This window comes from Cupriavidus sp. 86D6, from assembly GCF_057815095.1.
This window is the reverse complement of the sequence record NZ_JBYPSB010000002.1, coordinates 16,131-29,181: the sequence shown is the minus strand read 5'-3', so window position 1 is coordinate 29,181 and position 13,051 is coordinate 16,131. Positions and strand designations below refer to the sequence as shown.

12 protein-coding genes are annotated in these 13,051 nt (G+C 68.1%); 6 read left to right on the top strand and 6 right to left on the bottom strand.

Annotated features, from left to right (window positions below; translation table 11 throughout):
- Nucleotides 1-65: 65 nt before the first annotated feature.
- The 5 genes from AC3G88_RS05210 to AC3G88_RS05190 are packed head-to-tail and all read left to right on the top strand — an operon-like array spanning nucleotide 66 to nucleotide 5,434.
- Nucleotides 66-740 carry a TetR/AcrR family transcriptional regulator gene (locus AC3G88_RS05210; protein WP_488770809.1) on the top strand — a complete coding sequence of 225 codons (675 nt, stop codon included), beginning with the start codon at nucleotides 66-68 and terminating at the stop codon, nucleotides 738-740.
- A gap of 21 nt (nucleotides 741-761) precedes the next feature.
- The gene (locus AC3G88_RS05205; protein WP_488770808.1) at nucleotides 762-1,733 is read left to right on the top strand and encodes an HlyD family secretion protein; all 972 of its coding nucleotides are present in this window, start codon (nucleotides 762-764) and stop codon (nucleotides 1,731-1,733) included.
- A complete protein-coding gene (locus tag AC3G88_RS05200; RefSeq protein WP_488893167.1) occupies nucleotides 1,730-2,767 on the top strand; it encodes an ABC transporter ATP-binding protein in 1,038 nt (345 codons plus the stop codon). The genes AC3G88_RS05205 and AC3G88_RS05200 overlap by 4 nt, the downstream gene beginning before the upstream one ends.
- Nucleotides 2,764-3,942, top strand: coding sequence for an ABC transporter permease (locus AC3G88_RS05195; RefSeq protein WP_488770806.1), 1,179 nt, complete (start codon nucleotides 2,764-2,766; stop codon nucleotides 3,940-3,942). The genes AC3G88_RS05200 and AC3G88_RS05195 overlap by 4 nt, the downstream gene beginning before the upstream one ends.
- 16 nt (nucleotides 3,943-3,958) lie before the next feature.
- Nucleotides 3,959-5,434 carry an efflux transporter outer membrane subunit gene (locus AC3G88_RS05190; protein WP_488770805.1) on the top strand — a complete coding sequence of 492 codons (1,476 nt, stop codon included), beginning with the start codon at nucleotides 3,959-3,961 and terminating at the stop codon, nucleotides 5,432-5,434.
- Nucleotides 5,435-5,631: 197 nt separating this feature from the next.
- Here the strand turns inward: AC3G88_RS05190 and AC3G88_RS05185 are convergent, their stop codons facing one another.
- The 3 genes from AC3G88_RS05185 to AC3G88_RS05175 all read right to left on the bottom strand — a co-directional run bounded on the left by AC3G88_RS05185 (nucleotide 5,632) and on the right by AC3G88_RS05175 (nucleotide 9,095).
- Entirely contained in the window at nucleotides 5,632-6,831 is a 1,200-nt protein-coding gene (locus tag AC3G88_RS05185; RefSeq protein ID WP_488770804.1) for a pyridoxal phosphate-dependent aminotransferase, read from the bottom strand.
- Between the two features lie 82 nt (nucleotides 6,832-6,913).
- Entirely contained in the window at nucleotides 6,914-7,759 is an 846-nt protein-coding gene (locus AC3G88_RS05180) for a beta-keto acid cleavage family enzyme (protein ID WP_488770803.1), read from the bottom strand.
- Between the two features lie 10 nt (nucleotides 7,760-7,769).
- Nucleotides 7,770-9,095 carry an aspartate aminotransferase family protein gene (locus tag AC3G88_RS05175; protein WP_488770802.1) on the bottom strand — a complete coding sequence of 442 codons (1,326 nt, stop codon included), beginning with the start codon at nucleotides 9,093-9,095 and terminating at the stop codon, nucleotides 7,770-7,772.
- A gap of 183 nt (nucleotides 9,096-9,278) precedes the next feature.
- Between AC3G88_RS05175 and AC3G88_RS05170 the strand changes: the two genes are divergently transcribed.
- Nucleotides 9,279-10,175 (top strand): MurR/RpiR family transcriptional regulator, encoded by an 897-nt coding sequence (locus AC3G88_RS05170; protein WP_488770801.1) that lies wholly within the window; start codon nucleotides 9,279-9,281, stop codon nucleotides 10,173-10,175.
- A 121-nt stretch (nucleotides 10,176-10,296) separates the two neighbouring features.
- On the opposite strand, the gene AC3G88_RS05165 is transcribed toward AC3G88_RS05170, so the two are convergent.
- The 3 genes from AC3G88_RS05165 to AC3G88_RS05155 all read right to left on the bottom strand — a co-directional run bounded on the left by AC3G88_RS05165 (nucleotide 10,297) and on the right by AC3G88_RS05155 (nucleotide 13,046).
- A complete protein-coding gene (locus AC3G88_RS05165; protein ID WP_153946501.1) occupies nucleotides 10,297-11,214 on the bottom strand; it encodes a glutamate/aspartate ABC transporter substrate-binding protein in 918 nt (305 codons plus the stop codon).
- Between the two features lie 156 nt (nucleotides 11,215-11,370).
- Nucleotides 11,371-12,732 carry an MFS transporter gene (locus AC3G88_RS05160; protein WP_488770800.1) on the bottom strand — a complete coding sequence of 454 codons (1,362 nt, stop codon included), beginning with the start codon at nucleotides 12,730-12,732 and terminating at the stop codon, nucleotides 11,371-11,373.
- 104 nt (nucleotides 12,733-12,836) lie between these two features.
- Entirely contained in the window at nucleotides 12,837-13,046 is a 210-nt protein-coding gene (locus tag AC3G88_RS05155; RefSeq protein WP_153946499.1) for a DUF2783 domain-containing protein, read from the bottom strand.
- Nucleotides 13,047-13,051 lie beyond the last annotated feature (5 nt).

The window sequence follows — 13,051 nt, the reverse complement described above, 5'->3', positions numbered from 1 at the left end:
TCCGAAAATTAATATGGATCGGAACCTGCCATGTTGTGGCGCTTCCGAAGTCTCTCACTGGCTCGATGCCCTCCCGCCCACCGACCGATCCCCCGCGCCGTCCCGGCCGGCCCGCTGCGCAGGCATCCGATGCCGGCCAGCGCGACCGCCTGATCGATGCCGCCGTCACGCTGTTCGCCCGCCATGGCGTGGCGGCCACCTCGACCAAGGCCATCGCCGCGGAAGCCGGCGTGACGCCGGCCCTGGTGCATTACTACTTTGGCGACCGCGACACGCTGCTTGACGCGATCTTCGAGGAACGGCTCCAACCGCTGATCGAACACGTGTTCGGCGCGCTGCAGGCTGGCCCGCCCGACCCCATCGCCCGCATCCAGGCGCTGGCGGAGCAACTGATCCGCACGGCATCGGCCACGCCATGGTTTCCGGGGTTGTGGATTCGCGAGATTGTCGGCACCGACGGCCAGCTGCGCGAGCGCCTGCTGCAGCGGGTGGCCCTGCAGCGCGCGCATCTGATCGCCAGCCCGCTGGCGGCCGCGCATGCGCAGGGCCAGCTGAACCCCGGCCTGGCGCCCGCGCTGGTGATGGTGTCGCTGATCGGCCTGACACTGCTGCCGCTGGCCACCACGCATATCTGGCGCGCGCTGCCCGGCGCCGCCGACATCGACACCGACACGCTGGTGCGCCACGTCACCGCCATGCTGGGTCATGGGCTGTCCGTGCCGCCCCAAGCCCCTGCCTGAACCTGGTATCCCGGAGCCCGCATGATGCTTCCCGTCCCGCACCACACCTGGCCCCTGCTGCTGGCCGCCCTGTCTTTGCCGCTGCTGGCTGCCTGCGGCAACGACAAGCCCCCCACCTGGCAGGGCTACGTCGAAGGCGAATTCGTCGCCGTGGCCTCGCCATTCGCGGGCCGGCTCGAAACGCTGTCGGTCGATCGCGGCCAGCAGGTCAGCAACGGTGCGCCGCTGTTCGTGCTGGAATCCGATGACGAGCGCGCCGCGCGCCAGCAGGCCGTCGAACAGGTGCGCGTGGCCGAGGCCCAGCTGGCCGACATCCAGACTGGCAAGCGCCCCGTGGAAGTGGCGGTCAACCAGGCGCAACTGGTGCAGGCCCAGGCGCAGGCCGGCCGCAGTGCCGCCCAGCGCAAGCGCGACGAGGCGCAGTTCGACATCGGCGGCATCTCGAAGGCGCAGCTTGACGAAAGCCGCGCCACGGCCGACGCCGATGCCGCCCGCGTGCGCGAACTGCAGCGCGATATCGACGTGGCCCGCCTGCCCGGTCGCAAGGACCAGCTGGCCGCCCAGTCGGCCCAGGTGGACGCCGCGCGCGCCGCGCTGGCCCAGGCCGAGTGGAAGCTGTCGCGCAAATCGGTCAATGCCACGGTGGCCGGAGTGGTCTACGACGTGCCGTTCCGCCCCGGCGAATGGGTGCCGGCGGGCAGTGCCGTGGTGCGCATGCTGCCGCCGGGCAACGTCAAGGTGCGCTTCTACGTGCCCGAGGCCGTGGTCGGATCGCTGAAGAACGGCCAGGCCATCACGATCCATTGCGATGGCTGTGCGGCTCCGGTGGCCGCCAAGGTCACCTATGTGTCGAACCAGGCCGAATACACGCCGCCCGTCATCTACAGCAACGACACCCGCCGCAAGCTCGTGTTCCTGATCGAGGCCAGACCCAGCGCCGCCGACGCGCCGAAGCTGCGCCCCGGCCAGCCGGTGGAGGTGACGCAATCATGAGCACCCAGTCCGGAAGCCGGCCGGAACCGGGCCAAGGCGACGGCAATGCCACCGCCAACGGCCACCGCAACGGGGAACTGGTCATCGACGTGCACGACCTGAACAAGCACTTCGGCGACAAGCACGTGGTCAACAACCTGACCATGCAGGTGGCGCGCGGCGAGATCTTCGGCTTCCTGGGCCCGAACGGCAGCGGCAAGACCACCTCCATCCGCATGATGTGCGGGCTGCTGACGCCCGATTCCGGCTCCGGCACCTGCCTGGGCTACGACATCCTCAAGCAGGCCGCCGACATCAAGCGCAATGTGGGCTACATGACGCAGCGGTTCTCGTACTGGGAAGACCTGTCGATCCGCGAGAACCTCGACTTCGTCGCCCGCGTCTACGACATGCCCAACCGCAAGGACGTGGTGGCGCGCGCGCTGGAAGACCTGGGCCTGCAATCGCGCGCCGAGCAGCTGGCCGGTTCGTTGTCCGGCGGCTGGAAGCAGCGGCTGGCGCTGGCCGCGTGCCTGCTGCACGAGCCGCAACTGCTGCTGCTCGACGAACCGACTGCCGGCGTCGATCCCAAGGCGCGCCGCGATTTCTGGGAACAGCTGCACCAGCTGGCGGCGCGCGGCATCTCGGTGCTGGTCAGCACGCACTACATGGACGAGGCCGAGCGCTGCCACAAGCTGGCCTATATCGCCTACGGCACGCTGCTGGCGCAGGGCACGTCGGACGAAGTGGTCGCCAGCCAGCACCTGAGCACGTGGAGCGTCGAGGGCGACAACCTGGCCAAGCTATCCGCGCAGTTGCAGGGCAAGCCTGGCGTGGACCAGACCGTGGCATTCGGCACCGCGCTGCATGTGACGGGCAAGGACGCCGCGCAGCTCGAACAGACGCTCCGGCAATACGCGGGCGCCCACCACCGCCTGGTGCAGACCAAGACCAGCCTCGAAGACGTGTTTATCCACATGATGGGCGGCGCACAGGACAACATGGCCGCCCCGCCGCAAAAGAAGGCCGCGCACGGGCGCAGGGAGGCATCATGAGCGCCGCGCGCCCGTCCGCCCGCAATGCTTCGCGGCCGACGCACACGTCGTTCTCGCTGCAGCGATGGTGGAGCATCGTGCTGAAGGAATTCCTGCAGCTGCGCCGCGACCGCATCACGTTCGGCATGATCGTGGCCCTGCCGATCGTGCAACTGCTGCTGTTCGGCTTTGCCATCAACAGCGATCCGCGCCACATGCCCACGGCGGTGATCGTGGCCGAGCACAGCGATTTCTCGCGCACGTTCATCGCGGCGATGGAAAACACCACGTACTTCCGGGTGGTGCGCACGATGCCCGACGAGACCGCGGGGCGCGAGGCGCTGCTGCGGGGCGACGTGCAGTTCGTGGTCAATATCCCGCACGACTTCTCGCGGCGGCTGCTGCATGGCGACCGCCCCCAGATCCTGGTGGAAGCCGATGCCACCGACCCGTCCGCCACGGGCCAGGCCATCGCGGCGCTGGCGCAGTTGCCGGACACCGTCGCGCGCATCGACCTCAAGGGCGCGCTGGCGCCGCTGGCCGGCGGCAAACCGGCCTTCGACGTCAACGTGCACCGCCTGTACAACCCCGAAGGCATCACCCAGTACAACATCGTCCCGGGGCTGATGGGCACCATCCTGACGATGACGATGGTCATGATGACGGGCCTGGCCATGACCCGCGAACGCGAGCGCGGCACGATGGAAAACCTGCTGGCCACGCCGGTGCAGCCCATCGAGGTGATCTCGGGCAAGATCGTCCCGTACATCTTCATCGGCCTGATCCAGGCCACCATCATCGTGCTGGCCGCGCACTACGTGTTCTCGGTGCCGTTCCTGGGGTCGGTGCTGGCGGTGTACCTGGCCACGCTGCTGTTCATCGCGGCCAACCTGACGGTGGGCATCACGCTGTCGTCGCTGGCCAGCAACCAGCTGCAGGCGGTGCAGCTCACGTTCTTCTACTTCCTGCCGAACATCCTGCTGTCCGGCTTCATGTTCCCGTTCGCCGGCATGCCGACATGGGCGCAGTGGATCGGCAACGTGCTGCCGATGACCTATTTCAACCGGATGGTCCGCAGCATCATGCTCAAGGGCAGCGGCTGGACCGAACTCTGGCCCAACGTCTGGCCCGTGGCGCTGTTCACGGTCATCGTCATGGGTATCGCCGTGCGCTTCTACAAGCGCACGCTGGACTGACAAGCGGAGCCTTGCCATGCGTACGTTCCCCCCCTTGCTGGCCCCGGTCGCCGCGCTTTGCGCGCTGCTGGCCGCCGGCTGCGCGGTCGGCCCGGACTTCCACAGCCCCGACGCGCCTGCCGACGCACGATACACGGCCGGCCCGCAGCCGCTGCAGATGCCGGCCCAGGGCTTCCCGACGCAAACGCTGCAGCCCGGCGATGTGCCCGCGCAATGGTGGACGCTGTTCGGCAATCCGCGGCTCGACGAGACAATACGCCTGGCGCTGGCCAGCAGCCCCACGCTGACGCAGGCGCGCGCCCGCCTGCGCGAAGCCCAGGAGAACCTGGCCGCGCGCACCGGGGCCACGCAATTTCCGCAGGTCGATGCCAAGTTCAACGCCACCCGCCAGCAGGTGGACCTGACCTCCGTCGGCATCACCCAGTTTCCGAGCCCCGGCCCGTTCACGCTCTACAACGCCAGCGTGCAGGTGTCCTACGCGCTGGATCTGTTTGGCGGGCAGCGGCGCGAACTCGAAGGCCTGCGCGCCGCGGTCGACTATCAACGCTACGAACTGGAGGCGGCCCGCCTGTCGCTGGCGGCCAACGTGGCCACCACGGCGATCCGCGAAGCCGGGCTGCGCGCGCAGCTGGCCGATACGGTGGCCATCGCCGAAGCGCAGCAGCGCCAGCTTGGCATCATGCAGCAGCGACTGCAGGCAGGCGGTGTGGCCCGTGTGGACGTACAGCGGCAGCAATCCGAACTGGCGCAGACGCAGGCGCTGCTGCCAGGGTTGTCGCAACAGCTCGATGCCGCACGCCATCAGCTTGCCGTCTACACCGGACAGACGCCGGCCAGCGCGCAACTGCCCGAGTTCCGGCTTGACGATCTGCACCTGCCCGAAACGCTGCCGGTCAGCCTGCCCGGCGAACTGGCACGGCGCCGCCCCGACATCCGCGCGGCCGAGGCGCTGCTGCACCAGGCCTCGGCCGACATCGGCGTGGCCACCGCCAACCTCTATCCGCAGATCACGCTGACGGCCAGCGGCGGCACCCAGCAGATGCGCGCCCGCGACCTGTTCAGCAGCATGAACGTCTGGAGCCTGGCCGCCGGCGTGGTGCAGCCGGTGTTCCACGGCGGCGAACTACGCGCGCAGAAGCGCGCCAAGGAAGCGGCGTACGAACAGTCGCTGGGCGCCTACCAGCAGGCCGTGCTACAGGGGCTGCAAAACGTGGCGGACACCCTGCGCGCCCTCGACGCCGACGCCGGCACCCTGCAGGCCCGCGCCGACAATGCCCGGCAAACGCGCGCCACGCTGGCCATCGTCAGTGAGCAATACCGGCTGGGCGGCGTGAGCCAGTTCACGGTGATCGACGCCGAACGCCAGGCCCGCCAGGCCGCGCTGGATCTGTCGCAGGCCCGCGCGGCCAGGCTGGCCGACTCGGCGGCGCTGATGCAGGCCTTGGGGGGTGGGTGGTGGGGGGAAGAGGCGACGGTGGGGAGCCTGAAATAGAGGGTGTCGGTACCGGAAACGCCCGCCCTCTCCCCCAACCCCTCTCCCGCTCGCGGGAGAGGGGAGCGAACCGACCGTGCTTGTCATGCGGTGGCTCGCGGGTCAGCGAAGCGAACCGACAGTCCGTCATGCGGTGGGTGTTCTCCCCTCTCCCGCATGCGGGAGAGGGGCGGGGGAGAGGGCAAGCGCATCAAGTGCTATGACCGTAGATACGCGCGCAACCGCCTCACCCCCTCGTCCAGCCGCGTCACGTCGCACGCGTAGCACCATCTGACAAAGCCCTCGCCCTCGTCGCCGAACGCGCTGCCGGGTGCCAGCCCAAGGTGCGCCTCGCGCACCAGGCGTTTGCAGAGCGCCAGGCTGTCCGCGGCGCCGGCCAGCCGGAAGAACACGTACATGGCGCCGTCGGGCGCGTGGGCTTCCACGCCTGGCAGGGCAGATAGCGCGCCGACCAGATGATCGCGCGACGTGCGCAGCCGCTGAACCAGGTCCTGGGTGAACGCCTCGCCCTGCTGCACGGCCACGATGCCCGCCTCCTGCACGAACGAGGGCGCGCAGGACGTGTTGTATTCGATCAGCTTGCCAAGGTCGTCCATCAGCGATGCGGGCAGCACCATCCAGCCCAGCCGCCAGCCTGTCATCAGCCAGGCCTTCGAAAACGAGTTCACCGCGATCACACGTTCGTCGCGGCTGGCGATATCGAGGAACGACGGCGCGTTGCCCCCTTCGCTGCCGTAGTAGAGCCGTTCGTAGACCTCGTCGGCGATGATCCAGATGCCGTGGCGGCGGCAGTGGTCCAGCACGGCCTGCTGCTGGGCGCGCGGCATGACCCAGCCCGTGGGATTGTTGGGCGAGTTGATCATCACCGCCCGCGTACCAGGGGTCAGGGCGCGCAGCAGGCGGTCGATATCGAGGGTCCAGCCTTTGTCGCCGAAGTCGAGCGATACGGTGTCCACGGTGGCGCCGAGGATGCGCGGGATTTCCACCAGGTTGGGCCAGAGCGGCGTGACGCAGACCACGCGGTCCCCCGGGCCGGCCACCAGCTGGGCGGCCAGCATCAGCGCATTGACGCCGGCGCTGGTCACGGCGATGTTGTCGACCGGCGTGGCGCCATGCAGCCGGGTCACATAGTCGGACAGCGCGGCCCGCAGCGGCGCGATGCCCAGGTTGTGCGTGTAGAACGTGGCCCCGCTGGCCAGCGCCTGCGCGGCGGCGTCGCGGATGAAGGCCGGGGTCACCTGATCCGACTCGCCGAACCAGAACGGCATGACATCGGGCAGGCCGATGCCCGCGTTGGCCACCTCACGGATGCGCGAGGCGCGCAGGCCGTGGACGATGTCCCGCGCCAGCGGCACGGCTTCGTTGGAAGAAGGCAGGCGAGACGGACTGGCGGACATCGGCACTCCTGGAACGAAAAGCGGATGAAGCGCCTAGCGTACCGGAATCCCGCCGGGCCTGCCGGCGGGACTGCACTGGGGATTACGCGAAGCGGGCGCGCAGGTCGTCGGCCGTCATCGCCGCATAGCCCAGGCCGCTCAGCGGCGTACGCACGGCACGCAGCAGGCCGGCGTTGTCGGGCGCCGTGCTGCCGTCGGGCAATGTCATGTTGTTCTCGAAACCAATGCGCGCATGCCCGCCCAGCATCACGGCCGCCGCCGCGCAATCGGCTTCCTGCTTGCCGAACGCACAAACCGCCCATTCGACGCCGCTCTGGTCCAGTCCCACGTCGTGCCATGCGGCCAGGAACGGCAGCAGGTCCGTGGGCGACGATTTCTGGCCGGCCGCGTAGCGGCCCAGGACGAACAGCACCCAGTGCCGCCCGGCAGGAATGGCGCCGCTGGCCCGCAACGCGGCATAGCGGCGGACATCGTTGGCATCGTAGAGGATGTACTGCGCCACCACGTGCTCGCGATGCATCCACTGGAAGAACGACTCGGCTGCCGGCAGCGCCGCATCGTCGGGCACCAGTTCGCGCACCGCCACCGACGCAGCCTCTGGCCGCAGCGCCTGCACCATCGCGATCTGCTGGGCCGGCTGGTAGATGCCCACCGCTTCGGTGGTCAACTGCAGCACCAGTTGCTGGCCGACGGCCTTGCGCACGGCCGCGATGGCCGGCTCGTAATCGGCGACTTCGAGGCTGTGCGTGGCGTCCGCCTTGCGGACGTGCAGGTGGATCATCGCCGCACCGGCCTCCACGCAATCGCGCGCGCACTGCGCCAGTTCGTCGGGGGCGATAGGCAGCCGGGCGTGGTCGGCGTGGGTCTTGCGCGCGCCGTTGGGGGCCACGGCCAGGGCGAAGGGACGGCGCAGGGTATCGATCGTCATGGGTCGTTCCTCAGGCCGGCAGCACGGTGTTCACCGACTGCACGAAGCGGTCGACGATATTGTCGATATCGGCCGGCGTGCAGATGAACGGCGGCGCGAACAGCACGTGGTCGCCATGGATGCCATCGACCGTGCCGCCCATCGGGTAGACCAGCAGGCCATTCTCCATGCAGGTGCGCTTGAGCACCGCGTGAGTCTTCTTCGCCGGATCGAGCGTAGCCTTGGTGGCGCGGTCGGCCACGAACTCCACGCCGACGAACAGGCCGCGGCCGCGCACGTCACCCAGGTTCGGATGGCTGCCCAGCGCCTCGCGCAGCCGTGCACGCAGCTGGTCGCCACGGGCAAGCACGTTGTCGAGCAGCTTGTCCTCGGCAATCGTGCGCTGCACGGCCAGCGCAGCCGCGCATGCGGTGGCGTGGCCGATATAGGTATGGCCGTGCTGGAAGAAGCCGCTGCCGCCGACGATGGCATCGTAGATGCGCGCGGTGGACATCATCGCGCCGATCGGCTGGTAGCCCGCGCCCAGCCCCTTGGCGATGGTCACGATGTCGGGCACCACGCCGTCTTCCTCGCAGGCGAACAGATAGCCGGTGCGGCCCATGCCGGACATCACTTCGTCCAGGATCAGCAGCACGCCGTACTTGTCGCACACCGCGCGGATGCGCTTGAGGTAGTCCGCCACCGGCGGCACCGCGCCGGCCGTGGCCCCGACCACGGTTTCGGCGACGAAGCCGGCCACCGAATCGGGCCCCAGTTCCAGGATCTTGGCTTCCAGCTCGTCGGCCAGGCGCTGTGCATATTGCACATCGGTCTCGCCGGCAGCCTGGTCACGATAGGCATAGCACGGCGACACATGGTGCGCGGGCACCAGCAGCGGCAGGAACGGCTCGCGGCGCCAGGCGTTGCCGCCAATGGCCAGCGCGCCCAGCGTGTTGCCGTGATAGCTCTGGCGACGCGCGATGAAATGGCGGCGCTGCGTCTGGCCCGTCTCGACGAAATACTGCCGCGCCAGCTTCAGCGCGGCTTCCACGGCCTCGGAGCCGCCCGACACGAAGTACACGTGGTTCAGGTCGCCCGGTGCGGCATCGGCCAGCGTCTGGGCCAGCGTTTCCGACACCTCGGTGGTAAAGAACGACGTGTGGGCGTAGGCCAGCGTATCCACCTGCTGCTTGATCGCCGCGATCACGCGCGGATGGCCGTGGCCCAGGCACGACACCGCCGCACCGCCCGAGGCATCCAGGTAGGCGCGGCCGTTGCTGTCGAACAGCTCGATACCCTTGCCGCCAACGGCGACAGGCAAGGTTTGCTTGGGATTGCGATGGAAGACGTGCGTCATGGTCGGCGTGCAAGAAAGCGCATGGGGCGCGAAACAGGTAGCCAGTATAGGAACAACACACCAGCTACGCAACAACTGTTTCACGTATGCGACTCGACGAAACATACGGTTCCCGCAATTCCGCCGACCCCGGCCGGCGACCTATGCAACAATCGTTGCAAATCCCGCTTTTTCATCACATCGATGTCCGACGACCAGCCCAGCCCTCCCGAATCGCTCGACGCGCTGCTTGAACGACTGCGCACGGAATTTCCGCATCTCAGCGTCCAGTTCCAGGGCGGCGCGCGCTATCTGCTGGACCATCCGCGCGACATCGCCATTCAGTCGATGCGCAAGGTGGCCGCCAATGCCGGCGTGCAGCCGGCGACACTGGTGCGCCTGTCGCAGTCATTGGGATTCGACGGATGGCAGGGTCTGCGCGAGCTGTTCGTGACGGCCGTGCGCGAGGGCGGCAGCCAGCCTTACGCGCGCCGCGCGCGCAAGGTGGTCAAGGATTCGGACAAGCCCAGCGGCCCGGGCAAGATGCTGGCCGAGATGATCGAAGTGCAGCACCACAACCTCGACGCGCTGCTGGCCAACAATGCCGACACCCTGCCCCGCGCCGCCGACCTGCTGGCCGCCGCGCCCATCGTGCACGTGGCCGGCTTCCGCTCGTGCTTTCCGATCGCGTTCACGTTCCACTACATCTACGGGCTGTTCCGCAGCTCGGTGCGACTGATCCGCGGCGACGCCGGCACGCTGGAAATGGAACTGCGCGCGCTCAACGCCCGCGACGCCGTGCTGGTCGCCGGCTTCGCGCCCTACTCCCACGAAAGCCTGCGCGTGGCCCAGGCGGCGCGCGAGGCCGGCTGCAAGGTCATCGCCCTGACCGACAGCACCGTGGCCCCGATTGCCCTGGAGGCCGACTGCACGCTGCTGTTCGCCATCGACAGCCCATCGTTCTTCCCGTCGATTACATCCGGCGTGACGATGGTGGAGGCGCTGGTCGAGCAACTGCTGGCCCGCAAGGGCAAGGGGGCAATCCGGGCGCTGGAGCAGACCGAGGGGCAGCTTCATCGTACGGGGGCATATTTGCCATAGCCGCTTTGGGCAGCGCCATGACGGCGAAGCGAAGCGGTTCCGGCCAGGGGCGTGGCCGTCAGACAGTACGAGTGGTGCGGTCAGGGCACGCCCAACGCCAGAATCGTCTGGGTAGCCGCGCTTACTCGAACGCCTCGTCATTCGGATTCGCATACGCCTTCTTGATCTGCTCGCTCTGCGGCAGGTCGAACGAGATGTTCTTCGGCGGCACCGGCTTCTGGAACCACTTGGCGTAGAGCGTGTTGATCTCGCCGCTGCGCATCAGGCCGGTCATGGCGTTGTCCACCACCTGTTTGAAGCCGGGGTCGTCGCGGCGCATCATGAAGCCGTAGGCTTCGAAGGACTGCGGCGTGCCCACCACGGCCCAGTCGTCGGGCCGGGGCGCCAGCGTGCGGGCGCCGGACAGCAGCACGTCGTCCATCATGAATGCCGCCACGCGGCCCGACTGCAGGATCAGGAACGATTCGCCGTAGTCCTTGGCGCTCTGGATCGTCATGTTGGCGCCCTTTTCGTCGTTGAGCTTGCGCAGGATGCGCTCCGACGTCGTGCCCGCATTCGTCACCACGGACTTGCCGGCCAGGTCCGCGAAGTCGTGAACGGGGCTACCCTTCTTGACCAGCAGCCGGGTGCCGGCCACGAAGTATGTGGTCGAGAACGCCACCTGCTGCTGGCGCGACTTCAGGTTGGTCGTGACGCCGCACTCCAGGTCCACCGTGCCGTTTTGCACCAGCGATTGGCGATTTTGCGATGTCACGGGGACCATGCGCACCTGCAGGTTCGGCGACCCGGTTTCCTTCTTGACGGCATCGACAACGCGGTCGCAGATGTCCTGGGCAAACCCGATCACTTTCTGGTTGGCGTCGTAATACGAGAACGGAATCGACGACGTCCGGTGCCCGATCGCGATCGTGTTGGACGACTTGATCTTGCTGAGCGTCGGGCTGGCGGCCACCGCCGCTGCGTCGGCGGCCAGCGCCGAACCGGCGCCACTGAACGCGGCCAGCAGCACCGCGGCACGGATCGGGAAGGACTGGGTCATGGAAACACTCCTGTTGAATGAAAGCGTCAGCTGTTGCAATGCTAGTCATTGAGCAACAAGTGTTCCATCATGGATAACCATGAAACAAATGGATTTTCCCCGACGTCGGGCATGCGGCGCCCGGCTTTGGGGAAATGTGGCGGTGCCGCCGGGCGGTCAGTGCGCTGCCTGGGTGCGTGGGATGCCCTGCCACATGGCCAGTCCGCTTGCCAGCAGCAGGCCCGCCAGCAGGTACAGCGCGTTGTCCATGCTGCCCGTGTGCGTCTTGATCTGGCCGATCACCCAGGGGCTGACGATGCCGCTGGTGATGCCGATACTGGAGATGAACGCGATACCGGTGGCGGCGGTCTGGGCCGGCAGGTGGCTGGGCGGCAGCGACCAGAAGATCGGCAAGGCGGCGAAGATCAGCACGGCCGCCACCGAGAGCATCGCCAGCGACACGCTCAGGCTCGGCACGTGCAGCGTCAGCGCCGCCAGGGCCAGCGCGCCGCCGGCGGTGCAGCACAGGAAGTGCCCATGGCGCTCGCCCAGCCGGTCGGAGCGGCGCGCGATCAGGATCAGCCCAACCGCGCCGATCGCATTCGGGATCACCGAGTACAGGCTGATCGCCATCACGTCGCGGATGCCGAAGTCCCGGATCATCAGCGGCATCCAGAACGACAGCGTCAGCGATCCGCAGGTCAGCGCGAAGTAGATGAACGCGAACAGATACAGGCGCGGATTGCGCAGCGCCTGACCCAGCGCCTGCAGCGAATGGGCGTGGCCGCCCCCGCCTTGCGTCTCTGCCGCGCGCTGGGCCACCAGGTAGTCCTGCTCGGCAGGCGTCAGCCAGCGCGCCTGGCGCGGGCCATCGACCAGACAGAACGCCGCCACCAGCCCCAGCAGCACGGCCGGTGCGCCTTCGATGGCGAACATCCATTGCCAGCCGTGCATGCCCAGCACGCCGGCCATGTCGCGCATGATCCAGCCGGACACCAGCCCGCCCAGCACCCCGGCCACCGCCACGCCGGCAAAGAAGATCGCCATCACCGCGGCACGGCGGCGCGCCGGAAACCAGTAGGTCAGGTACAGCACGATGCCCGGGAAGAAGCCCGCCTCGAACACGCCCAGCAGGAAGCGCAGCAAATAGAAGTGAGACGGCTGCGACACCAGCATCATGCCGACCGACGCCACGCCCCACAGCACCATGATGCGCGTGAACGTCCGGCGCGCCCCGAAACGCGCCAGCAGCATGTTGCTGGGCACCTCGCAGAGCACGTAGCCCACGTAGAACACGGCGGCGCCCAGGCCGTACATCGCGTCGCTGAAGCCCAGGTCCTGCTTCATCTGCAACTGCGCGAAACCGATGTTGATGCGGTCCAGGAACGACACCACGTAGCAGACGAACAGGAACGGGATGATGCGCAGCCAGACCTTGCGGTACAGCGCGTCTTCCTGCGGCAGCGGCAGGCTCTGTGGCAAGGGGTCGGACGAGATGTCGGGCACGGCGGGGGCGGCGCCCAAGCTGTGGGTGTGCATGGTTGTCTCCGGATTCAGTGGGGTGGCAGGCGCGAGTCGCCCCCGGGGCGTCGGATTGCGCCCCTGCGGAGGTCGATCGCGGGTCGGGTGGTGGCTAGGCGGAACTAGGCCGGCGTGGGCGCTTCGGCTGCCGCACGGGCCAGCTGCATGGCCTCGACCAGTGTGTCGTGGTCGCCGATATGGTTGGCCAGCAGCAGGATCAGCCGCGCGTTGACGGCCTGGCTGGCGGCGTCGTCGAGGCCGCGGTGCATGTCGATCAGCGCCTCGTAGAAGTCGTCGGGGCGCGCAAGGTTGGGGGCGGTATTGAGCGGCATGGGGC